The organism is Exiguobacterium sp. s157 (assembly GCF_018618205.1).
Classification (GTDB): domain Bacteria; phylum Bacillota; class Bacilli; order Exiguobacteriales; family Exiguobacteriaceae; genus Exiguobacterium; species Exiguobacterium chiriqhucha.
Genome location: NZ_JACSLQ010000003.1, coordinates 277,687 through 299,927, shown reverse-complemented (window position 1 = coordinate 299,927; position 22,241 = coordinate 277,687). Strand labels below are relative to the sequence as shown.

20 protein-coding genes are annotated in these 22,241 nt (G+C 53.6%); 14 read left to right on the top strand and 6 right to left on the bottom strand.

Annotated elements, in window-relative coordinates; all coding sequences use genetic code 11:
- Positions 1-2 precede the first annotated feature (2 nt).
- Both KNP67_RS08705 and KNP67_RS08700 read right to left on the bottom strand, forming a co-directional pair.
- A complete protein-coding gene (locus tag KNP67_RS08705) occupies positions 3-245 on the bottom strand; it encodes a hypothetical protein (protein WP_214756495.1) in 243 nt (80 codons plus the stop codon).
- A gap of 18 nt (positions 246-263) precedes the next feature.
- Positions 264-896, bottom strand: coding sequence for an HNH endonuclease family protein (locus KNP67_RS08700; protein WP_214756493.1), 633 nt, complete (start codon positions 894-896; stop codon positions 264-266).
- 255 nt (positions 897-1,151) lie between these two features.
- Here KNP67_RS08700 and KNP67_RS08695 point away from each other — a divergent pair, with 255 nt between their 5' ends.
- Positions 1,152-2,345 carry a DUF4317 domain-containing protein gene (locus KNP67_RS08695; protein ID WP_214756492.1) on the top strand — a complete coding sequence of 398 codons (1,194 nt, stop codon included), beginning with the start codon at positions 1,152-1,154 and terminating at the stop codon, positions 2,343-2,345.
- Between the two features lie 315 nt (positions 2,346-2,660).
- Here KNP67_RS08695 and KNP67_RS08690 read toward each other — a convergent pair whose 3' ends face one another.
- Together KNP67_RS08690 and KNP67_RS08685 are read right to left on the bottom strand one after the other, a co-directional pair.
- Entirely contained in the window at positions 2,661-4,106 is a 1,446-nt protein-coding gene (locus KNP67_RS08690) for a DEAD/DEAH box helicase (RefSeq protein ID WP_214756491.1), read from the bottom strand.
- Between the two features lie 109 nt (positions 4,107-4,215).
- Complete coding sequence (locus KNP67_RS08685; protein ID WP_214756490.1) at positions 4,216-4,578, bottom strand: hypothetical protein; 363 nt, start codon at positions 4,576-4,578, stop codon at positions 4,216-4,218.
- A gap of 114 nt (positions 4,579-4,692) precedes the next feature.
- Here KNP67_RS08685 and KNP67_RS08680 point away from each other — a divergent pair, with 114 nt between their 5' ends.
- The 5 genes from KNP67_RS08680 (at position 4,693) to KNP67_RS08660 (ending at position 11,401) form a co-directional block, all read left to right on the top strand.
- Positions 4,693-5,760, top strand: a complete 1,068-nt coding sequence (locus tag KNP67_RS08680) for an alpha/beta hydrolase (RefSeq protein ID WP_214756489.1) — start codon at positions 4,693-4,695, stop codon at positions 5,758-5,760.
- Positions 5,760-8,534, top strand: coding sequence for a glycoside hydrolase family 3 C-terminal domain-containing protein (locus tag KNP67_RS08675; RefSeq protein ID WP_214756488.1), 2,775 nt, complete (start codon positions 5,760-5,762; stop codon positions 8,532-8,534). The genes KNP67_RS08680 and KNP67_RS08675 overlap by 1 nt, the downstream gene beginning before the upstream one ends.
- Before the next feature lie 276 nt (positions 8,535-8,810).
- Positions 8,811-9,077 (top strand): CD3324 family protein, encoded by a 267-nt coding sequence (locus tag KNP67_RS08670; protein WP_214756487.1) that lies wholly within the window; start codon positions 8,811-8,813, stop codon positions 9,075-9,077.
- A gap of 131 nt (positions 9,078-9,208) precedes the next feature.
- Positions 9,209-9,859, top strand: a complete 651-nt coding sequence (locus KNP67_RS08665) for a FusB/FusC family EF-G-binding protein (protein ID WP_034780360.1) — start codon at positions 9,209-9,211, stop codon at positions 9,857-9,859.
- 174 nt (positions 9,860-10,033) lie between these two features.
- Positions 10,034-11,401 (top strand): alkaline phosphatase, encoded by a 1,368-nt coding sequence (locus tag KNP67_RS08660; RefSeq protein WP_029596419.1) that lies wholly within the window; start codon positions 10,034-10,036, stop codon positions 11,399-11,401.
- A gap of 56 nt (positions 11,402-11,457) precedes the next feature.
- On the opposite strand, the gene KNP67_RS08655 is transcribed toward KNP67_RS08660, so the two are convergent.
- Positions 11,458-11,901 (bottom strand): hypothetical protein, encoded by a 444-nt coding sequence (locus KNP67_RS08655; protein ID WP_029596418.1) that lies wholly within the window; start codon positions 11,899-11,901, stop codon positions 11,458-11,460.
- A 103-nt stretch (positions 11,902-12,004) separates the two neighbouring features.
- Here KNP67_RS08655 and KNP67_RS08650 point away from each other — a divergent pair, with 103 nt between their 5' ends.
- From KNP67_RS08650 to KNP67_RS08630, 5 genes are all read left to right on the top strand, one after another.
- Positions 12,005-12,499, top strand: coding sequence for an LURP-one-related/scramblase family protein (locus KNP67_RS08650; RefSeq protein WP_214756485.1), 495 nt, complete (start codon positions 12,005-12,007; stop codon positions 12,497-12,499).
- A gap of 13 nt (positions 12,500-12,512) precedes the next feature.
- A complete protein-coding gene (locus KNP67_RS08645; RefSeq protein WP_214756484.1) occupies positions 12,513-13,055 on the top strand; it encodes an NUDIX hydrolase in 543 nt (180 codons plus the stop codon).
- Positions 13,027-13,599: a DUF1349 domain-containing protein gene (locus tag KNP67_RS08640; RefSeq protein ID WP_214756483.1), complete on the top strand. Its 573-nt coding sequence runs from the start codon at positions 13,027-13,029 to the stop codon at positions 13,597-13,599. Before KNP67_RS08645 ends, KNP67_RS08640 begins: the two co-directional genes overlap by 29 nt.
- A 138-nt stretch (positions 13,600-13,737) precedes the next feature.
- The gene (tnpB, locus tag KNP67_RS08635) at positions 13,738-14,910 is read left to right on the top strand and encodes an IS200/IS605 family element RNA-guided endonuclease TnpB (protein WP_214715345.1); all 1,173 of its coding nucleotides are present in this window, start codon (positions 13,738-13,740) and stop codon (positions 14,908-14,910) included.
- A 243-nt stretch (positions 14,911-15,153) separates the two neighbouring features.
- Complete coding sequence (locus KNP67_RS08630; protein ID WP_214756482.1) at positions 15,154-17,544, top strand: carbohydrate binding domain-containing protein; 2,391 nt, start codon at positions 15,154-15,156, stop codon at positions 17,542-17,544.
- A 43-nt stretch (positions 17,545-17,587) separates the two neighbouring features.
- Here the strand turns inward: KNP67_RS08630 and mprF are convergent, their stop codons facing one another.
- Positions 17,588-20,086, bottom strand: coding sequence for a bifunctional lysylphosphatidylglycerol flippase/synthetase MprF (gene mprF, locus KNP67_RS08625; protein WP_214756481.1), 2,499 nt, complete (start codon positions 20,084-20,086; stop codon positions 17,588-17,590).
- Positions 20,087-20,293: 207 nt separating this feature from the next.
- Between mprF and KNP67_RS08620 the strand changes: the two genes are divergently transcribed.
- Genes KNP67_RS08620 through KNP67_RS08610 form a run of 3 tightly spaced genes read left to right on the top strand, consistent with a single transcriptional unit; the run spans position 20,294 to position 22,236 of the window.
- Positions 20,294-20,881, top strand: a complete 588-nt coding sequence (locus KNP67_RS08620) for a bifunctional transcriptional activator/DNA repair enzyme AdaA (protein ID WP_021067899.1) — start codon at positions 20,294-20,296, stop codon at positions 20,879-20,881.
- A complete protein-coding gene (locus tag KNP67_RS08615) occupies positions 20,838-21,737 on the top strand; it encodes a DNA-3-methyladenine glycosylase family protein (protein WP_214756480.1) in 900 nt (299 codons plus the stop codon). The genes KNP67_RS08620 and KNP67_RS08615 overlap by 44 nt, the downstream gene beginning before the upstream one ends.
- Positions 21,724-22,236, top strand: coding sequence for a methylated-DNA--[protein]-cysteine S-methyltransferase (locus KNP67_RS08610; protein ID WP_214756478.1), 513 nt, complete (start codon positions 21,724-21,726; stop codon positions 22,234-22,236). The genes KNP67_RS08615 and KNP67_RS08610 overlap by 14 nt, the downstream gene beginning before the upstream one ends.
- Positions 22,237-22,241 lie beyond the last annotated feature (5 nt).

Genomic DNA, 22,241 nt, shown 5'->3' with positions numbered 1-22,241 from the left:
TGTTATGCCCGCTCGAGGACGTTCACGAGCAAGCGATGCACGACCTCATGGTCGCGCACATCATGCAGTTTGTAGTCTTTCCCGGGCAATGTGTACCACTCGGCCGCACCGACGTACGTGATGGCGAGCTCGAGCGTGCCGTCTTCCTGGCACGTCGTCCGTAATTCAAGTTCTCCACTGATGACGCCGACTTCCTCGGTCATGACGCCGTGAGTAGCTTTAAATACTGAAGATTGCTGGTTCATCGTAGACTCCTTTCTGAATCAATAGACGCAAGCATTGATGGCCGTTTGAAGGGCCGTCTTTTCTGTAGATTGGAGGCTGAGATCCCAGCGGCTCTTCGTCTCGACCCACATCTTCGCATAAGCGCAACGTGCACCGGTGCGTGTCGGTTGCCATGTTGACGGGTCTTGGTCCCCTTTTGAACGGTTCGAGCTGGCCGAGACGGCAATCAGCTGTGGTCCGGTCAAATCGTTGGCGAAGCTTTGACGTTTCGTCGTCGTCCAGCTGTTGGCACCTGAACGCCACGCTTCGGCCAACGGTACGACGTGGTCGATATCCAAATCAGATGGTGACGTGAACGTGATGCCGTCATAGTAACTGTACCATGACCCTGATGTGACCGGACAGTCACCGACGTACGAATCGGCGTCGCGTTTCAAGACGACTTGACGCGTGTCGCAGCCGTTCCCTTGTCCGCTCCAATGCGGGAACAAGTCACGGCTATAGCCGGTCATCGTTCCTTCAGTTTTAACGGTCAACGCGTTCAACTTCGTGAGCGCACTCGATTTCGATGGAATATTGGGCGGGAGTGCCGAGGCGGTCGGCGTCGTGAAGTGGAGCGACGTGGCGACCAAGATGATGGCGAATAAAGAACTGATGCATTTTTTAAGCATGTGTGTGCCTCCTATTATGTATGACGACTGAACGACGCGCATCGTAAACGCACGATGCACATCGACTATACATGGCAAGGAAGTGAGAAATACGCAAATTTACAAAAAATGAATCCAAAGATTATAAAAGTTGAGGTCAGGGACATGATACATGACATCAGACGTCCCGGCTTTAGCACTACTGGCATACGCGCAGGCACCAACTATTGGTATAATGAAGGCGGTTTGTAGTAAAGGACGAAGGAGTTGGGATGAATGAATCAAAAAGACATCGCGGCGATCCGCAAGCATTTCAAGTTGAATGCGGAAGCGGTCAAAATCGCTGACATTTATAATATTTATATTCGCCAAGACAGCAACGAGATTTTTTACGAGGAGTTACGCTCGTTCCCGTTTGTCGAGCAGGAGCACCAAGAACTGTTCCTCGCCAACTTCAAGAAAGTGCTCGGCGGCAAAATCGACGAGAAGCTATTCGAAGTGAAGTTCCAGCACCCTGAAACCGGGCAGGCCGATCATACGCAGACGTTGCTCTATGAGGCGCTTCGGACCGACGACATCGAAGAGTGGGCCGGTATGATGCAGCGGATCGCGCTCAAGATGGTCCAGGAGGCACCGTTTGAGAAAGATATGGTCGTCACGTTCATTCGCTTCAAATACAATAAGCCGACGCGTCGTCATTCTGAAGAGACAGAAATCGATATGCGTGACGAGGTATGGACGTCACGATTCATCCTATGCAGCATCAATCAGACCGAGCTCCCGAAACAGTCGCTCGTGTTCGACTATATCGAGCGGGAGTTCAAGTCGAATATCTTCATCAATCCGGTCATCAAGCTCGACGCCCCGATTGGTGGTTTCTTGTTCCCATGCTTCACGGACAATGCGGCCGACGTCAACCACATCTTATATGCGGCCCAGAAGGCACATCAACCGGACTTCGGCTTCATCGAGAACGTCTTGAACGGGACCGAGATTGTGACGGCGGTCGAAGAGAAGGCGATGTTCGAGGAGGTCGTCAAAACCGTCATCGGTGAAGAAGTGAACGTCGGGACGCTCGCTACCGTCTACGATGAAATCAACCAGATGATCCTGGCCGAAGCAGAGCGTGAGGATGAGGACGAGAGCGTTCCGATGATTGACGCCCGCACCGTCGAAATCGTGTTGAAAGCGAGCGGGATCGAGGACGTGACGACTGAGAAGGTCGAGCAGGCGTTCCAACAAGTCGTCGACGACCGTCAATATGAGATGAAGGCGAGTAGCGTCGTCCCCAAATACACGTCAAAGTCGATTAAAATCAATACAAAAGTGGCCAATATCTCGATTAGTCCGCAAGACTTGAAGTATGTGAGACAAGTGAACGTGAAAGGGAAGCGCTGCTTGTTAATCGAACTAGAAGAAGACACGGAAATCGAAGGGTTCAAATTGATTTCGGAAGAACTGTTGGACTGACGCGAAGCGGATGGGGAAGAGCGTGTACCCGTTAGGATGGCGGCGATTGCTGTCATCCAGTCGAGCCATCAGAGGATAAGCTTGCTTTTCTTCAGCTAGAAGACCGAGGTTCAGACAATTGTCTGAGCCTTTTTTTGTCAATCACGTGAGGATGGTTGAATTTCGGAACGGTTATCGGTATGATGCTCTTGAAAGCGTTCTCTCGGTGAGCCTTATTTTTTTAAAACTTATCGAAAGCGCTTTCGGTATGGGTGGGTACAACAAAAAAACCTCAACCCGGCTCCGCGTGGAGAGGTGTTGAGGTTGGAGTGATGATTATTTTTTTGCCTTGCTCACTTTCAACTTCTTGCCTTTGATCGGTGTCGATTCCATCGCCTGAAGGACGAGTGAACCTTTTCCGTTCAAAATGTCGACGTACGTCATCTGATCGTTGATTGTGATGATGCCGATATCGTCTGCCGTCACACCAGGGATTTTGGCGATCGTACCGACGAAGTCGATGGCGCGGAGTTTCTTCTTCTTCCCGCCGCTGAAGTGAAGCTTCATGATGTCTTGGTTGATGCGGGCCGTCTTGTTGTTGCGAACGACGCGTCGTCCGCTCAACTTCTCTTCGAACGCGGCTTGGTTGCGCGCGACTTGAGTTTCGGTCGGGGCATCCATCTCCGGGATGTCGAACTTGATGAACGCTTCGATGGCGCGAACGAACTTGCCTTCATGAGGCGTCGCGAGCGTGATCGCTTTTCCGGCGTTGCCGGCACGGCCTGTGCGGCCGGTCCGGTGCACGTAGCTCTCTTTTTCCATCGGCACGTCATAGTTGATGACGAGGTTGACGTTATCGACGTCAATCCCACGTGCTGCGACATCGGTCGCGACGAGATAGCGGAAGTTCCCCATCTTGAAGCCTTCCATGACGGCGAAGCGGTCTTCTTGCTCGAGGCCGCCGTGGAGGCGTTCGCACGAGTAACCGGCTTGGTCGAGTTTGCTGTACACCGTGTCGACATGTTCTTTCGTCCGGCAGAAGATGAGGCAGCTGTCCGGATTCTCGACGACCGTCACATCTTTCAGCACGGCGAGCTTGTCTTCGCGATGAACTTCAATCAGACGGTGCTCGATCGTCGAGGCGGTGACACCGCTCGATTCGATGGCGACACGGACTGGTTCGTTCATGTGCTTTTGGCACAAGCGCTCGATGTCGTTCGGAAACGTCGCCGAGAATACCATCGTCACGCGCTCGCGTGGCAATTCTTGAAGAATCGCCTCGACGTCAGCGAGGAAGCCACGGTTCAACATCTCGTCGGCCTCATCGATAATCAAGTAATCGATTTTATCGAGGACGAGCGTCTCCCGTTCGATGTGGTCCATGACGCGTCCCGGTGTCCCGACGACGATGTGCGTCTTCTGCTTCAATTCTTCACGTTGTTTCGAGAACGGTTCTTTCCCGTAGACGGCAGTCGCCTTGATGCGTTTGAAACGACCAATGTTCGTCATATCCTCACGGACTTGGACGGCGAGTTCGCGCGTCGGTGTGAGAATCAGCACTTGCGGCTTGTTCTCTTCCCATTCGATGAGTTCCGTTACCGGAATCCCGAACGCTGCCGTCTTCCCGCTGCCGGTTTGGGCTTTGACGACCAAGTCTTTGCGCTCAAGTGCGAGCGGGATGACTTTCTGTTGGACTTCGGTCGGTGATTCGTATTTCATGATGCCTAGTGCGCGTTGGATATCTTCGCTTAGGCGATAGTCAGAAAATTGTTGTTTACTCATAGTTAACCTCATTCTTTAGTGAAAACTTCTGCTTTAGAAAATTTCAATAGCATATTTGAATACAGTCCATTATAGACCGAATCCATGAAGGAAAGCGAATCGAAGTGGTTCAGCCAAAGTCCGGCTCCATCGGATTAGGCTGGATGATATACAAAATGAGTTCATCGTGTGAATCCCACAATCGTTCAATATCCGTTTCGTTTTGTTGAAGAAAAGCTGCCTTAAGTTCCGGACAGACGTAATGGACCAAACCTTCTTCTTGGGCGAGCGAAAACGTTTCTTCATCATCATATTGTAGAACAAGGGATTGCTGGCAAGCCGTACACTCACCGATTTCGTACCGGTGAAAACCGGATTTCACCTCATGAACGAAACATTCGGCACAATACGATTTAACTGGATCGCCGAAGTGACCAAATTCATCAGTTTGAACACATTCACGATTTTTTTGACAACGTACACATTGAGACATTACAGAACACGCTCCTTAACTCATCTACGTTCAAACGTAGCATGGGTAGAAGGTGGGTGCAACTACCACCTTGTAATATTTATATATGGGTATAAGAGAGGGTGAAGATGAATCATGGAAAATAAGCAGGATATGCTCGTCACAACACTGGGCCAAATGAGAAACATCGTCTTACATGACGGCATCGAGACAATCATCAAACCGATTCCCGATTCGGATGTCAGCGGGGATTTGGACCCGCGCGTGTTGGCCGTCATCAAGGGCTATGCCGCAGCCGAGCCAGAGACGTCATTCGACTTGGCGTCTGCCCGTGCCAGCATGGGCTGGCCGAACCGGGATGTGACGACGATGGACATCACGACAGACCACGTCATGATTCCGAGCGCTGACGGTGACATCCCGGCACGCCTGTATCGGCCGCGCACGGAAGAGGCGTTACCGGCCATCGTATTCTTCCACGGCGGCGGGTTCTTCGGCGGGACGCTCGATACGGTCGAGAACCCGTGTAAGTTACTGGCGGAGAAAGCGAACGCCCTCGTCGTCTCGGTCGACTACCGGCTCGCGCCGGAGCATCCGTTTCCGGCCGGATTGAACGACTGTTATCAGGCGGTCGAATGGGTATACGAGCAGGCCGACGAATTGAACGTGTTGCAGGATCGCCTCGCGGTCGCGGGCGACAGTGCCGGTGGGAACTTGGCGACGGCCTGTTGTCTGCTCGAGCGCTCGAAAGGGTTGAATCGGATTCACTATCAAGCGCTCGTCTATCCGGTCGTCAATCTAGGATCGATCCCGACAGACGATTATGAATGGAGACTCGACGACTATGAGATCAAGCAACACCACGACTTGATTCGTGGCGTCATCATGGCGCTCGGTGATTCGGACGGTTTGCTCAACCATGTGTACTTACAAGGCAAGACCGAGCTGACCGACCCGCTCGTCTCCCCGTTGTTCGCTGAGGATGTGGCGGGTCTTCCGCCAGCGCTCCTCATCACGGCCGAGTACGACTATCTGCGCCTTGAAGGCGAGGCGTATGCACGGAAACTGGCGCGCGCCGGTGTGAAGACACGATTGATTCAATACTGCGGGATGGACCACGCCTTTATGGACAAGCTCGGCGACTTCCCGCAAGCCGAAGACTGCATGACCGAAATCGCAAACGGAATGAAGGAGATGACATGATGAAAACTTACACATTGAACTGGGATACATATAAACAATTGGCACGGACAGCCGTCGCGGAAGGGGCCGTCCTGTTAAAGAACGAGCAGGCGACGCTTCCGCTCCAACATGGGACGACCGTCTCTGTCTTCGGACGGAGTCAATTCAACTACTATAAGAGCGGCACGGGTTCAGGTGGGATGGTCAACGTCTCGCACGTGACGAGTCCGCTCGAGGCGCTTCAGGCGACAGAAGGGATTCAGTTGAACGACTCGCTTCTCAAGACGTACGAGACGTGGGTCGAGGCGAACCCGTTCGACCAAGGCGTCGGCTGGGCCGGCGAACCGTGGTCACAGCCTGAGATGGCGGTGACGGATGAACTCGTCAAAGAAGCGGCGGAGCAGTCGGACGTGGCCCTCATCTTTATCGGGCGCACAGCGGGGGAAGACCGGGACAATACGGCCGACCCGGGCAGTTACTTGCTGACGGACATCGAACGGGCGTTGATTGAGAAAGTATCGAAGACGTTCACGAAGACAGCGGTCATCTTGAACGTCGGCAATATCATCGACATGGACTGGGCGTATCAACCGAGCGCGATCCTCTATGCGTGGCAAGGCGGACTGGAGGGTGGAACCGGACTCGTCGACGTGTTGACGGGCGCGGTCACGCCATCTGGGAAGTTGACCGATACGATTGCCAAATCGATTGAGGACTATCCGTCGACGAAAAACTTCGGACATGCCGACAAAGGGATCTATCAAGAAGACATCTATGTCGGCTACCGCTATTTCGAGACGTTCGCCAAGGACGCGGTGCTCTATCCGTTCGGCTTCGGCTTGTCATACACGACGTTCACGACCGACGTCGTGAGCGCGAGCGAACAGGACGGCGTCATCGACGTGTCGGTCGATGTCATGAACACCGGTGACGTGGACGGGAAAGAAGTCGCCCAGCTCTACGTCGAGAAGCCACAAGGCGTGCTTGGCAACCCGGCCCGCGCACTCGTCGCCTTCAAGAAAACGGGCTTACTCACACCAGGCGCGCAGGAGACGCTCACGCTCAGCGTCCCGGTCACGGACTTTGCGAGCTATGACGACAACGGGGCGACCGGGCACGCATCAAGCTTTGTTCTCGAGGCCGGCACTTACACGCTTCACCTCGGGACCGACGTTCGTTCGGCCCAACCGGTGTTCGCGTATGAAGTAAATGCCCAACAAGTCGTCGAGACGCTTAGTGAGAACATGGCCCCGGTCACTCCGTTCGACCGGATCAAGCCGGTCGTCGGCGAGCATGGTTATTTGGTCGAGTACGTGCCGACGCCGCTCCGAGCGGTCGATGTCGAGGCGCGCTACCTCGCCGAACGTCCGGTCACGCGCGACTACGCCGGTGACAACGGCTTTACACTGAAGGACGTTTATGCGGGCAAGGTCGAGCTCGATGCGTTCCTCGATCAATTGACGGATGAGGATCTCGCCTGCATCGTCCGGGGACAAGGGATGAACTCGCCGCGCGTGACGCCGGGGACGGCCGCCGCGTTCGGTGGCGTATCGGACCGCTTGAACGAGCTCGGCATTCCAGCGGCATGTTGCGCGGACGGTCCGTCCGGCATCCGGATGGACATCGGGACGAAGGCGTTCGCCCTTCCGAACGGGACGCTCCTCGCTTCGACGTTCAACGTCCAATTGGTGGAAGACCTGTTCGAGATGACTGGACTCGAGATGCGGAAAAATCGCGTCGATACGCTCCTCGGACCTGGGATGAACATTCACCGCAACCCGCTCAACGGCCGGAACTTCGAGTACTTCTCGGAAGACCCGCACGTGACCGGCAAGATGGCGATCGCCCAATTGAACGGGATGCATCGCGTCGGTGTGACAGGAACGCTCAAGCACTTCAGCGCCAACAACCAAGAGGCGCACCGTCACGATATCGACTCCATCGTCTCGGAGCGGGCGCTGCGTGAGATTTACTTGAAAGGGTTCGAGATGGCCGTCAAAGAAGGCAAGGCCACATCAATCATGACGACGTATGGCGCCGTCAACGGCGTCTGGACGGCCGGATTGTATGACCAGAACACGCGCATCCTCCGTGACGAGTGGGGCTTTGAAGGCATCGTCATGACCGACTGGTGGGCGAAAGTGAACCACCATGAAGACGAGCCGGCGAACCGTCAGAACACGGCGGCGATGGTTCAGTCGCAAAACGACTTGTATATGGTCGTCGACCGTCCGGACACGAACTCGTTCGATGACAACACGGGCGCGGCACTCGCTGCTGGGACATTGACGCGTGGTGAACTGCTCCGGAGCGCGGCGAACATCTGCCGTTTCGTCTTACAGTCACCGGCGATGGAACGCGAGCTCGGCATTCACGACGGCACGGTCGAGGTGATCGGTCTCGACGAGGAAGCCGGACAGGCTATCGACTTCGATGTGACGTATCGCCACCTTGAGAGCGGTGAAGCTGTCAGCCTGAGTGACGCCGACACATCGACAGGGAATACGCACGTCTTTGCCGTCTCGGTCGATGAGACGGGCACGTACGACGTGACGATTACGGCGAAATCGGACGCGGGTGAACTTGCCCAGATGCCGGTCACGTTGTTCGCCAACAACATCCCGGGCCCGACGTTCACGTTCAACGGGACGGACGGGGAATGGGTGACGCAGACGAAGCAAGTGTTCTTCTTGAACCAGCACAACTACTTGCAGCTCTACTTCGCACTCGGCGGTCTCGACGTGAAAGACATCACGTTCACGCTCGTCGACTCGTTCAGCATGAAAAACGGATGACCAACAAGAGCTCTTCATCGTATATGTTCGCCTGTCTTTCAAACATCACGAGATATTTTGTATAATGAGGTCAACATCTTGTGATTGGAAAGGGGGGGCGCATATACGTGGAAAATCGTTTGAGATTTTCTAAGTCTTCAATCACTCATGCAAAGCCAGTTGTCACAAGGGCGATCGTTTGCATGGGGCAGAACGGTTTATTTGATCGCTAGGTAATCTTTTACAACAATGGCTTTGCTTCCTTATTGTCGGATTTTCTATAAGGAGCGAGCAGATATGAAGTACGTAAATGCGCAACAGATTCTTCCGGAGAAGTTGCTTCAGGAAGTTCAACGATACGTCCAAGGGGAAACGCTTTACGTCCCCCGGACCGGTCAAGAAAAGAAGCGCTGGGGAACAGTCAGTGGTGGCAAACAGCTGCTTGAACAGCGGAATGAAGCGATTCGAACATCCTATGCGAAGGGGACTCGGGTTGACCAGTTGGCGGCTGACTATCATTTGGCTGTCACGACCATTCGAAAAATCGTTTACTCTTCAAATTAATCAACGGCACGTCGCATAGTTGCGACTGTGCCGTTTTTGTATAAAACAGTTCTAACTTGAAGTCGGTGCAATCTTGTCTTGTAAAATCCTTTACACTAAAAGAAGTCAGGATGGAGAAAGGATGACTGAACATGCTAGAGCGATTTATTGAAAACCACCAATTTAATTACATTCGAGAACAAGTCGAGACGATTCGAGATAGTCGAAAGAAAAGTTTACCGTCTTCCGTGTTACAAGCCGTCATTGATTTGGCCAATGCCAAAATTGCTTTTCTGTTTCCTGAAGCGACATCAGCTCAGCTTGCCATGTTGGATGTATCAAAGTTACAAACCGACGAAGCCTATGATGGGTTTATAGATGAGTTAAGACCTCACGTCCGGTCGTTTCCGCAAGTGTCGGAACAGCAAGTGAAAAAAATGTTTCCCAAACAGAAAAAACTAAGACTTCCAGACGCAGCGGAACTTAATGTGAATCGTATGTCCTACATGAGCTGGAACGACCTGCGTTCCAATCGGAAATATATCCTTTGCGAAAAGAATCATCAGCTGATTGGGATCGAGCTTAAGGCCAGCTCAAATGCGAAGAAAAATATTTGCGCTTTCTGTAATCAGTTGGCAGAAGTCTCGTATTGTGTCACCATCACAAAAGCAAAACAAGCTAAAAATCCTGACTATTATAAAGCGATTGGGACGTATATTTGTACAGACAGTGCCTCATGCAACGAGAACATGACGAATCTTGACGCCTTGATGACGTTCGTCGAAACGGCGTTGAAAGAGTAAACGGAGAATCGACCATGCGTCGATTCTTTTTTGTGGAGCTTAAAACCAAGCGCACTTTGTTGTCTTTACAAAACATATACAGGATTGACTCGGTGTTGAAAAAGCTTCTTAACAAATTTCCTTTAGTCTACAAAAGTCTAGAAACGCAGTACATATTCGGGAGGGACTAAGGAAATGAAGAAATCGATGAAAAAAGTGATTCCATTGGCGGTCGTGTCGACACTTGCATTTGGTGGGTTGATTGGGATGCAACAAAACGAGGACGAAGTACAGGCGAAAGAAGGAAAGAACGGCAAGGCGAAAAACGTCATCTTTATGATTGGTGACGGGATGGGTGTGCCATATACGACGGCACTCCGCTATATGAACGATACAGAAGGGGCAGATATGCCACAGACGGCATTCGACCCTCACTTGGTCGGATTACAGTCGACATATCCTGAAGATGAAGAAGAGAACGTGACGGACTCAGCGGCAGCGGCCACGGCGATGAGCGCCGGGGTGAAGACGTATAACAATGCCATCGCAGTCGATAACGATAAGACGGATGTGAAAACCGTCCTCGAGCAGGCAAAAGAGAACGGCATGTCGACGGGAATCGTCGCAACGTCTGAAATCACGCATGCGACACCGGCCTCGTACGGTGCCCACGAAGAAGAGCGCAAGAGTGAGAACGCCATCGCTAACGATTATTATGATGAGTTGATTAATGGGGAACATAAAATCGACGTCATGTTGGGCGGCGGAACCGACTTCTTCGAACGCTCGGACCGCAATATCGCGAAACAGTTCCAACAAGATGGATATAGCTATGTAAAATCGGCGGACGAGATGAAGCAGGATGACAATCAACAAGTGCTCGGTCTATTCGCCGAGGTCGGACTCGATAAGATGATCGACCGGGACGACAGCCAACCGAGCCTGGCGGACATGACGATGTCGGCGCTCGACCGCTTAGAGGACGACGAAGATGGATTCTTCTTGATGGTCGAAGGCAGTCAAATCGACTGGGCCGGTCATGACAACGATGTTGTCGGCGCGATGAGTGAGATGAAAGACTTCGAGAATGCGTTCAAGAAAGTCGAGGAGTTCGCGAAAGAGAACGGAGAGACGTTGGTCATCGTCACGGCGGACCATTCGACCGGCGGCTTCTCGATTGGCTCGGGCGGCAACTATAACTGGGATGCGGCTCCAATCCAAGCCGCGAAACGCACGCCGGACTTCATGGCGAAACAAATCGAGTCAGGAAAAGACGTCGAAGCCGTCTTGAACGAATGGATCGACCTCGACTTGACGGATGCGGAAATCAAATCGGTCCAGCAAGCTGCCGAGACAAAAGACGTGACGAAGATTGACAATGCGATTGAAAAAATCTTCGACGTCCGCTCAGGAACGGGTTGGACGACGGACGGTCACACTGGGGACGACGTGCCGGTCTATGCGTACGGTCCTCAAAAAGAGCAGTTCACGGGCATGATCGATAACACGGATCAAGCTGCTCACATTTTTGAGCTGTTAGAAAATCGTGGGAAAATCAAATAATAAAATCGGATTTATAGACGACGCGGACAGTTGCCGCGTCGTCTTTTTGGTTAGATTTAGCTTGTATGTAGCACTTTGATTGCGTGTCGCAACGTCTCGACGTCCTCGTTTCTCCAGCCGAGTCGATCCACGGCATTGATGAACTGACGTGTCGCTTTGATGAGGGCATCTTTCAATTCCTCAAGCGATACAGTCCCCATAGGCGTCTTAGCATGACCATCTTCTACAAAGGTGAGCTCAACTTCTGTGGCGGTCACCTTTTTAGTGGCTATCCGGATCGGGCCGTCCATGAATTGAAACGAGTATGTCTCATGCAATGGGGCGAATAAGAGGGCGCGGGCATTAGCAATCCACCAGTTCAAGACGACGGCGACGAAATCAGACCATCCTTGTCCCGGGAAATAAGCATAAGCATCGATGACGAAGGCAATATTGCCGATGATATGTGTCTCATAAATTAAAGAGTCGAGATCCACTTCGATTGAAACTTGACTGTTCATAAAAACTCCTATCAACGATCAGCACAGAAAAATACAATGAACTGAACCATAGTTGGGTAAATACTCGTATACATGGTATCACGACCAAATCGGAGGGATGACGATGAACACGCTCTACATGAAACAAAAGGTTTTCAGCCTGCGCGGACGTTTCACGATCAAAGATGCGGATGAGAACGATTTGTACTTCGTTGAAGGGAGCTTTATGAAGCTGCCGAAATCGTTCACAATCTCGGACAAAGACGGCCATGAGATTACGACGATCACGAAAAAGACGTTCAGTTTCTTGCCGAAGTTCTATGTCGATGTGGAAGGCCAAGAGACGGTCACGATTTCGAAAGAGTTTACGTTATTCAAACCGCGTTATACGATTGATGCGGTCGGAATCGATGTGCAAGGCAACTGGTGGGACATGGACTTCCAAGTGATGCAGAACGGCCAAGTCATCGGCAGCGTCCAAAAGAAATGGTTGTCATGGGGCGATAGTTACGAGATTCAAGTGATGGACGAGACGATGGAGCACATGCTCATCTCGATCGTCGTCGCCATCGATTGTGCGAAGTCAGACCAAGCCGCAGGTGCGAGCGCGGCGACATAAAGGGGATGGAACGATGGAGTTTTGGGATGTGTATGACGTGGACCGCAAGAAGACAGGGCGGACGTGGCAGCGGGGCAACCGTCTCGAGAACGGCGATTATCATCTCGTCATCCACGTCTGCATTTTCAATAAGGACGGACAGATGTTGATTCAGCAGCGCCAACCGTTCAAAGACGGTTGGGCGAACATGTGGGACATCACGGTCGGTGGTAGCGCCACGGTCGGCGATACGAGCCAACAGGCGGCGATGCGCGAGCTCGAAGAAGAAATCGGGCTGAAACTCGATTTATCGCACACAAGGCCTCATTTGACGGTCAACTTTGACGAGGGGTTCGATGATATCTATCTTGTCGAGGCAGAAGTCGACCTCGACGAGTTGACGTTACAGGAATCAGAAGTGAAGGCCGTAAAGTGGGCGGATGAGGCGACGATTCTCGACATGATCCGTTCAGGTGAATTCATCCCGTATCACGAACCGATGATTCCATTGTTGTTCGCGATGCGAGGCCAGTGGGGAGGAATCAATCATGTGGCAGCCGTACACGTGGATCAATGAACCAGACGAAGTAAATGCAAGTGAACACCTGACGTTCCAGACAGCACCCGACACCGACTTTTGGCGGAACACTCATTACGGATTCAACCGGATGACCGCACATGCTTTGGTGAAGAGCGTGTCGACCGAGCGGTTCACGTGCCGGGCGACGATTGAAATGGAGCCGAGCCATACATACGATCAGGCCGGCATCCTGCTATACGTCAACGACGACCATTGGCTCAAGACGTCCGTCGAGTATATCCCGGACGGACCATCACACCTCGGGGCAGTCGTTACATCCTTTGGTTATTCGGATTGGTCGACGCGTGATTTCCCGAACAAGGACATTCACGGACGGTTGACGTTCGAACTCGTCTATACAGATGGCGATGTTGAGGTGTTCTTTGAATACGAGGATGGTACACGTGAACAGTTGCGGATTGCTCATCTCCATGACGTGTCGACGTTACGCGTCGGACCGTACGCTTGCAGTCCGGATACGGAGGCACCTGGGTTCAAAGTCACGATTTCAGATTGGACCGTTACGGAAGCATCGACTTGAGTCATCGGTCGATGCTTTTTATCAAAATTAGGCGAGAATGCTCCCGCTTCTAAACGTCGCGGGCGAAGCCCTAGTGAAAGTGGGCTATGAATCGCCAACCTCTCTTTTGGGTATAAATACCTAAGGGAGGTGAACATCTTGTTGAAGCATAAAGCGTATAAATTCCGGATCTATCCGACAACGGAGCAGGAGATTCTGATTGCCAAGACGATCGGTTGTTCACGCTTCGTCTTCAACCACTTCTTGACGAAGTGGGAAGAGACCTACGAGGCGACAGGAAAAGGACTGTCCTACGGTTCCTGTTCGAAAAAAATCCCTGTACTCAAGCAAGAGTTCGACTGGCTGAGGGAGGTCGATAGTACATCTGTCCAAACCAGCGTCAAACACCTCGCCGAAGCGTTTGACCGCTTCTTCAAGAAGCAGAACGAACGGCCCCGGTTCAAATCGAAACGGAACCCCGTCCAATCCTATAAGACGAACATCCAAGGCAAGTCTCAACTTCCTGAGGTGTCGATCGTCGGCAACCGGCTTAAGCTGCCGAAGTTGAAGTGGGTCCGGTTCGCCAACTCGAAACAAGTCGAGGGCCGAATCCTCAGCGCCACGATCCGACGGAACGCGACGGGCAAATACTTCGTCTCCCTGTGCGTCGAGCAGGAGATCGACGAACTGCCAAAGACCGGCTCAACCGTCGGCGTCGACGTCGGACTGAAGCATTTCGCCGTCCTGTCCGACGGCACGGTGTACCAAAACGACCGCTATTTTCGCACGCTCGAGAAGAAACTGGCGCGCGAGCAACGAAAACTCTCCCGTCGTCAGCTCATCGCCCTGAACAAGAACATCAAGCTGTCCGAGGCGAAGAACTACCAGAAACAAAAACGCAAGGTCGCCCGCATCCATGAGAAGATCGCGAACAAACGTACCGACTTCCTGCACAAAGTGTCGACCGAGATCGTCAAAAACCACGACGTCATCGGCATCGAGACCCTGCAGGTGAAAGACATGCAACAGGACCGCAAGTTCAGCAAAGCCATCTCCGATGTCAGTTGGTCGGCGTTCTTCCACATGCTCGAGTACAAGGCGGACTGGTACGGCAAGACCGTCGTGAAGGTCGGGAAGACCTTCGCCTCGAGCCAGCTCTGTTCAAGTTGCGGCCATCGACATAGAGACGTGAAGCATCTCGGTCTGCGTGAGTGGACATGCCCGGGTTGCGGGACCCACCACGACCGCGATGTGAACGCAGGACTGAACCTCAAACGAGAGGCCGAACGCATCCTCGCCTCTTCAACCGTCAGGACGACGGGGCTAGCCTGATCAGGTTTCGACTGTTAGGTCGGATCACTCAGGAATCCTCCACCCCCAAGCGAAGCGTAGGTGGGGGTAGTTCAAGTCATTTTCATTTCACTTTAAGAAAATGGTTGAATCGAGACATGGAAAAAATTTATAATAAGATTAACGAAAGCGCTTTCGGAAAGCGGTTTCAATTTGTACGTCACTAAAAGAGGCAAGGTCGATTGCGTCGTCCCTGCCTTCATTCATGCCAAGGGAGGAAATGTAATGAAGAAATGGGTCGCACTTGCACTCGGGACCGGTCTTGTCTTGTCAGCCGCACAAGGCGCATCTGCCGAAAAGCCTGAGAAAAAAGACAACACGAAATGGAAGCTCGTCTGGTCGGATGAGTTCAACAAATCAGAAATCGATCAGACCAAATGGAACTTCGATACGGGGAACTGGTTGAAGGATCAAGACGGTACGCCGGTCACACCGGGTTGGGGAAACAATGAGAAGCAATTTTACACGGACAAAAACGAAAACGCTTTCGTAGAAGACGGGAATCTCGTCATCCGTGCGAAAAAAGAACAAGTGACAGACGAACTTGGGTCATACGATTACACGTCAGCGAAGTTGACGACCAAAGGTAAGTTCAGTCAAACGTACGGCCGTTATGAGATGCGTGCGAAGCTCCCGACCGGCAAAGGGCTATGGCCGGCGTTCTGGATGTTGCAGGAACAGGACCGTTACGGCGCCTGGGCCGCGTCTGGCGAAATCGACATCATGGAATCATGGGGCAGTCAGCCTGACAAGGTCGCCGGAACGATTCATTACGGCGAGAACTGGCCGAACAATAAATATACCGGTAAAGACTACCACTTTGAAGAAGGCGACGGCATCGACAAATGGCATACATATGCGGTCGAGTGGGAGCCAGGCGAGTTGCGTTGGTACGTGGACGGGAAATTGTATCAGACACAAAACGATTGGTACTCGAAAGGGTTGAACCAAGCGACGAAATACAGCTATCCGGCACCGTTCGACCAAAACTTCTATTTGATTATGAACTTGGCCGTCGGCGGCTGGTTTGATGGAGACGTCGATGCGACGACACCATTCCCGGCTGATATGAAAGTCGATTACGTTCGCGTCTTCGATTTGAAGAACCGCGACTATCGCGAAGCAGTCGAACCGGTGTATACGGATGAAACGATTGTGCTTCCGGATGGAGCGAAACAACCGTCTGAAGACGGCAACCTCGTCTACGATCAAGACTACACAGAGCCAATCACGACCGTGACAAACGGTTCGCAGGCGCTTGACCCTGTGAATTGGAACTATGTGGCGCTACCGGACTTCGGTGGGGCTGGATCCATCGACGTGATTGAGCAAGCTGGTTCGCGCTTCGCGGATATCTCGATCACGCAAGCGGGCAGTCAGCCTTACTCGCACCAATTGATTCAAAACGTGTCACTCGGCAAAGGCGGTCACTACAAAGTGTCGTTCGACGCGAGTGCCGACTCGGCCCGCTCAATCGCTGTCAAAGTCGGCGGTGGACCAGACCGTGGTTACGCTAAATATTCGGATGAAGGTTCGTTCGATTTGACGACCGACGTCCAGACGTACTCGATGACGTTCGACATGACGGAAGACACGGACCTCGCGGCACGCCTCGAGTTCAACGTCGGCCTCAGCACGGCAGGCGTTCAAATCGGGAACGTCCGCGTCGAACAGACACCGCGCGAAGCGCTCGACCCGAACGCGACGAAATCGGCGCTCGGAGACGGCAACCATGTCTATAACGGCACGTTCGATCAAGGGGCAATGGACCGCTTGACGTACTGGCAGTTTGACCCAGGCGCAACGAAAGGCACAGGTACGGTTGATGAGGAAGCTCGTCACTTCGAGTTCGTGACGAACGCGAAGAAAGGGCAACCGGCAACGCTCGTCCAAAACGGCATTCAATTGACGGAAGGCCGTGAGTACGTGCTTCGGTTCAACGCGAAGTCGGAACGCATCAAATCGCTTCAAGTCGGCTTGAATGGATTGGACGGACAAGCGTATCTCCCGCTCCAAGACGTGGCGTTGACGCGCGACTTCCAATCAATTGAAATCCCGTTCACGATGGAACAAGAGTCGGATTTGTTGAGCCAACTCCAATTCGTGCTTGGTTCGGCTAAAGGTGAAATCACACTCGACGATGTGCAATTACTGGATGTGACACCGGTCGATGTTGATCCATCACCTCTCAAGAACGGTTCATTCACTGAAGGATTGACGCATTGGGGCTCGTACGTCCACTTTGACGCTCAAGCGGCGGTCGAAGCGGTGAACGAGGCGGCTCAATTGTCAATCACGCAAGAAGGACAAGAGCCGTGGAGCGTGCTCATGGAGCAGGGTGGTCTCGAGTTGCATGCAGGTCAAACGTACGTCGTGCGCTTCGATGCTTCGTCGACAGTAGCCCGTAACATGGAAGTGACGATCGAGAACGCGGCGTACACACGTTACTTGAGCGAAATCGTCCAAGTTACTCCTGAGACGAACACGTATGAGTTCGAGTTTGTCATGGGCCAGACAGACATGACAGCTATGAAATTCTTGCTCGGCCGCACGGAAGGCTCGCCGCTCGGCGCGCACGATGTGACGATCGACAACGTCAGCGTGACCGTAAAATAATCGAAAGCAAGAGCGCCTCGCATGCGAGGCGCTCTTTGACGTTTTAAGATTCTCGTTTCCGGCTGATCAACCGTGCCGTCCTGAGCAAGGACGGGAGCAGTTTCCGACGCTTGCGGATGGCCAAATATCTGGCTTCCCACGTCGGTGTGAACTTTCGTTTGAATTGACGGAGCCCGCTGAACGGATAGATGTAACTGATGTTCTCGAAGATGTCGGCCGCAATCCGCTCCGGCCAGTACGCGAACGGTTGCTCCCCGACCGAAGCGAGCGGCGCCATGCCGAGGCCGACATGGGCGTAGTTGTTGGCCCGTGCCCACTCGATCACGTGCAGAATCAGCACTTCAATCGAGCCGGGCGGAGCGTCAGCCCCAGAGCGCATCAAATCGATGGAGACGGTGTCGCGGCCCCGTAGCAAGGTGATGAAGGCGACGACGGCACCCGTCTCATCCCGGAGGAGCGCCAGCGGATAGTGCGCGAGCGCCTGTTCATGAAAGAACCCGAGCGAGAAGCCTTTCTCGCTTCGATTGCCGAGCCAGTCGTCCGAGATGCGGCGCAGTGACGCGATCAGCTCGGGCGACGGGTCCATGACGATATCGGCCGTGTAGCCCCGCTTCGTGAATTGGTTATGGAGCGAGCGCATGTTGGCGCGTTTTTTGCCGGTGAGCGAGAACGTGGCGACGTCGACCGTCGCCTCTTCACCGAGCTTGAAGAACGTGAATCCGGCGTCGTGCAGGCGCGGCATCCAATCCGGAGTGACTTGATAAAAGAGCGGGATATAGCCGAGGCGATCCGTCTCTTCGATAAAGGCGAGCAAAAGGTGTGACGCGGCGTCTCGCGCGCCTTGCACATCTCCGAGGACGATAGCGTGATTGCCGGACACGGCGAACAAGAGACACGCCTCGTCGTCCGGGCCATAATAGACGAGCTTGTCGTTCATATAGGCCAAATCGAACGCGCTCGTCGTCGCATGGGTGGCTTGAAACGCTGCGAAGCGGGACGGTTCGAACGACGTGCCGAGCTTCGGACGTTTCAACCGGTTGAACAGGGTGAGCATGCCGATCAACAACAGTCCGGACAAGACGACGGCAGCGATACTCAATCCGGCGGCTGCGTCCGGGTCGAAGAAAATCGTGTCGGTCTGACTGAACGACTGCAGCAGGAACGCGTGCGTGCCGACGTAGAGGCCGACATAGGCGATGTTGCGCACGAAACGGCTGACGGTCACGATAGAGCGATAGCGCTTGTGCTGGGTCCGGGTCAACCAGACGAACAGGGCGAACCCGCCGACGACGAACGCTTCAAACAGGTTGAAGCCGCGCGCGATGACACCGATACCGGCGACGACACAGGCGACCCCGACGAGCCAGAGCACACGCTTCGTCCGAATGTACATCCCGAACGTGGTCAGTAGCGTCAACAGACCGGCCGTGAACAGCGCGAGCGTGCCAATCCACTGTAACCAGAGGGCGGTCGAATAGAGCGGTGACACGCTCGGTAACAGCGTCTGGAACCACAAGACGAGGCTCGTCATCAATGCGATCAGGCTTCCGGCGAGCCGTCCGGTCTTGGCGAGTGTGCGCGACACGATGCGCCAGACGACGGTTCCGATTTCATAAGACGACCCGATGATCGGCTTATACTCGATCTGTTTGACGACCTGGTCCCCGAAGACGAGAGCCGCCAAGAACAGGCCGATCATGAACGGGACGATGAAGTAGACAAAGCGATAGACGATCAAAGAAGACAAAACAATCTCTTGGTCGATGCCGAGCTGGGTCATCCCGACGAGGTATAATAGATCAAACGAACCAACACCACCCGGGACGAGCGAGACGACCCCGACGATAGTCGCGACGATGAAGACACCCATCATGGCTGTGAGCGGTGCTTCGCCTCCGAGCAAATGCAGGGCATACAAGGCGACGAGTCCGGCCGTCACCCATTCGGCGAGCGACGTCGCGATATAGCCGAGCAATGTCGTCCAATCTAAGTTCGAGCGTTTCCGCGTCACGTATATGTAGAGCGGCAGGACGGCGAGTGTCGCGAGGAGCACGGGCCAAATCCATTGTTTCGTTCCGGTGAGCACGCCGGCCGGGAAAAGTCCGATGAGCACTCCTGCGGCAAGCAGCGACAAGCCGCTGATGAGCGTCGGGGTCATCCAACCGATGGCCCGGAGCAAACGCTTCGTATCCGTATACGGTCGATACAGCGACGTCCGGAGCGCGATGCCGATGACGCCGCCAAACCCGATCATGCCGTTCATCGCGTTAGTGATCCATGCCGCGCGAAGCAGCTTCGAGAGCGGGAGCTGGACGTCGAGCGAGCGCAGTAGAAAGTAGTCGTATCCGGTCATCGTCAAAACGGCGACGAGTCCGAGTCCGATCAAGGCAATCTGTTCGAAGCCCGTCAACGCCTCTAACGTTTGAAACGCCGCGGCGAGCGACAGGTTTTGGAGCTCCTGACCGCTCTGATAAAGAATCAATCCAATCAATAGGAATGGAAGCAACCATTTCAGTTGTTTCCAGGAAAATCGCTTTTGCATCGTATGTGCTCCTTCTGACAAACTCTCGAAATCTTGATTAGCTAAAGTGTACTCAATTGAGTCGTGTAATCATAGTACGAGTCAGACGGGAAGACGGATTCAAAATAAATGAGATTCGTGAATCGCGGGAATGTAGACTGTAAACGCAAGAAATAGGATGAGTGAACGAAAATCAATCTGATACAGTGGAACAAAGGGGGTGACGAGATGCTGACGTTTGAAGAGAAGTGGGAGAAAGTGCTCGCCTGTGACGCGACATATGACGGACAGTTTTATACCGCGGTCAAGACGACCGGGATTTACTGTCGGCCCTCGTGCCGCTCGCGGAAGCCGAAGCGGGAGAATGTCGATTTTTATGAGACGAAAGCGGAAGCGGAGTCGTCTGGCTTTCGGCCGTGCAAACGATGTCAGCCCGAGGTCGACCGTAGTCCGGCGAGCGCGCTCGTCCATGACGTGACGGCGTTCGTGCTCACGCATTACAAATGGCCGCTCAAGCTTGAGGAGATTGCCGAGCACGTCAGCTTGAGCCCGTTCTACGTCGAGCGGACGTTCACGCAAGCGACGGGCGAGACGCCGCGCCGTCTGCTCGAAAAGGTTCGCATCGACAAGGCGGCCCATCTGTTGCGGACGACGGACATGAGCAATCTCGCCATCTGTTATGAGGTCGGCTTTCAAACCCCATCCAACTTTTATCGCGTCTTCCGACGGCTAAAGGGTTGTTCACCGAGCATGTATCGAAAGGGGGGAGCCGATGAGTCGCTCATCGTTCGAGATTCACGTCACCGCTCCGTTTGATTTTCAACAATGTCTGCAGTTTTTGCGACGCTCCGACGATGAAGTGATGCATGTCGCCCGCGAAACGTCCGTCTCCAAGCTGTTCGACGTCGACGGACGGTTGCTGCTAGGGGATATCATGGAGACGGCTCATGGCCTAGTCATCGCGTTCCCGGAAGACGACATCACGAGCTCGGAACAGGAACACGTGGAACGATACGTCCGCGACTGGTTCGACCTCGACCAAGACGTCGCAGCGTTCGTGCGAATGGCCGAGACGGATGAACTGTTGCGTCCGCTCGTCCGAGAGTACGAGGGGCTACGTCTGATCGGCTTCCCCGATTTGTTCGAGGCGCTCACGTGGGCCGTCATCGGCCAGCAAATCACACTGTCGTTCGCCTATACGCTGAAACGACGGTTCGTCGAGAAGTACGGACAATCCCGGGAAGTGGACGGCATGACGTACTGGGCGTTTCCGAACCCTGAGACGATTGCGCTGCTTGAGTCGAGCGACCTGAGACAGCTCCAGTTCAGCACCCGCAAAGCAGAGTATATCATCGGCATCGCCCAGGAAATGACGGACGGACGATTATCGACACGACAGTTGCGTAACGAGTCATCCGACGTAATACATGGACGGCTGCTGAGTTTGCGCGGTGTCGGGGAGTGGACGGCCTCGTATGTCCGGATGAAGTGTTTCCAAGATCCGACGGCGTTCCCGGCTGCGGATGCTGGTCTGCATCAGGCGTTGAAGCATCATCTTGGGCGAAGCGACAAGTTGACGGCAGACGAAGTGAGGCAGTACGGGGAACGCTTTGCCGGGTGGGAAGCGTATGCCACATTCTATTTATGGAGGTCATTGTATGGAGACGTATAGACTGGACTATGTGAGTCCGATTGGGATTCTGGAGATTGTCGGGACAGAGATGGCCATCCGTTCCATCCTGTTCGTCGAACGTACTGACGTCTGCTTTGAAGCGGGTGAGACGACACCGGACGTGTTGAATACGTGTTACCGAGAAATCGAGGAGTACTTCAACGGACGTCGCCAATCGTTCACGTTCTCGTTTGAAGTCGAGGGGACGGTGTTTCAACAGGACGTGTGGCAGGCGCTGGTCATGATTCCATACGCCGAGACGACCTCGTATCGCGAACTGGCCGTGACACTCGGCCGGGACCGCGCCGTGCGGGCCGTCGGCAGTGCCAACGGGCGCAATCGATTGAGCATCGTCATCCCGTGCCATCGCGTCATCGGATCGAACGGGACGTTGACGGGCTATGCGGGCGGCCTCTGGCGAAAGGAATGGCTGCTTCGACACGAGCAAACAAACGCATATCCGAGCCTGGCAAAAAAACATCTACCCCTCCATATCTGATACAA

Bases quoted from the DNA above. Each gene is read 5' to 3' on its own strand.
- KNP67_RS08705 (WP_214756495.1), bottom strand. From the start codon at position 245: ATGAACCAGCAATCTTCAGTATTTAAAGCTACTCACGGCGTCATGACC.
- KNP67_RS08700 (WP_214756493.1), bottom strand. From the start codon at position 896: ATGCTTAAAAAATGCATCAGTTCTTTATTCGCCATCATCTTGGTCGCC.
- KNP67_RS08695 (WP_214756492.1), top strand. From the start codon at position 1,152: ATGAATCAAAAAGACATCGCGGCGATCCGCAAGCATTTCAAGTTGAAT.
- KNP67_RS08690 (WP_214756491.1), bottom strand. From the start codon at position 4,106: ATGAGTAAACAACAATTTTCTGACTATCGCCTAAGCGAAGATATCCAA.
- KNP67_RS08685 (WP_214756490.1), bottom strand. From the start codon at position 4,578: ATGTCTCAATGTGTACGTTGTCAAAAAAATCGTGAATGTGTTCAAACT.
- KNP67_RS08680 (WP_214756489.1), top strand. From the start codon at position 4,693: ATGGAAAATAAGCAGGATATGCTCGTCACAACACTGGGCCAAATGAGA.
- KNP67_RS08675 (WP_214756488.1), top strand. From the start codon at position 5,760: ATGAAAACTTACACATTGAACTGGGATACATATAAACAATTGGCACGG.
- KNP67_RS08670 (WP_214756487.1), top strand. From the start codon at position 8,811: ATGAAGTACGTAAATGCGCAACAGATTCTTCCGGAGAAGTTGCTTCAG.
- KNP67_RS08665 (WP_034780360.1), top strand. From the start codon at position 9,209: ATGCTAGAGCGATTTATTGAAAACCACCAATTTAATTACATTCGAGAA.
- KNP67_RS08660 (WP_029596419.1), top strand. From the start codon at position 10,034: ATGAAGAAATCGATGAAAAAAGTGATTCCATTGGCGGTCGTGTCGACA.
- KNP67_RS08655 (WP_029596418.1), bottom strand. From the start codon at position 11,901: ATGAACAGTCAAGTTTCAATCGAAGTGGATCTCGACTCTTTAATTTAT.
- KNP67_RS08650 (WP_214756485.1), top strand. From the start codon at position 12,005: ATGAACACGCTCTACATGAAACAAAAGGTTTTCAGCCTGCGCGGACGT.
- KNP67_RS08645 (WP_214756484.1), top strand. From the start codon at position 12,513: ATGGAGTTTTGGGATGTGTATGACGTGGACCGCAAGAAGACAGGGCGG.
- KNP67_RS08640 (WP_214756483.1), top strand. From the start codon at position 13,027: ATGTGGCAGCCGTACACGTGGATCAATGAACCAGACGAAGTAAATGCA.
- KNP67_RS08630 (WP_214756482.1), top strand. From the start codon at position 15,154: ATGAAGAAATGGGTCGCACTTGCACTCGGGACCGGTCTTGTCTTGTCA.
- mprF (WP_214756481.1), bottom strand. From the start codon at position 20,086: ATGCAAAAGCGATTTTCCTGGAAACAACTGAAATGGTTGCTTCCATTC.
- KNP67_RS08620 (WP_021067899.1), top strand. From the start codon at position 20,294: ATGCTGACGTTTGAAGAGAAGTGGGAGAAAGTGCTCGCCTGTGACGCG.
- KNP67_RS08615 (WP_214756480.1), top strand. From the start codon at position 20,838: ATGAGTCGCTCATCGTTCGAGATTCACGTCACCGCTCCGTTTGATTTT.
- KNP67_RS08610 (WP_214756478.1), top strand. From the start codon at position 21,724: ATGGAGACGTATAGACTGGACTATGTGAGTCCGATTGGGATTCTGGAG.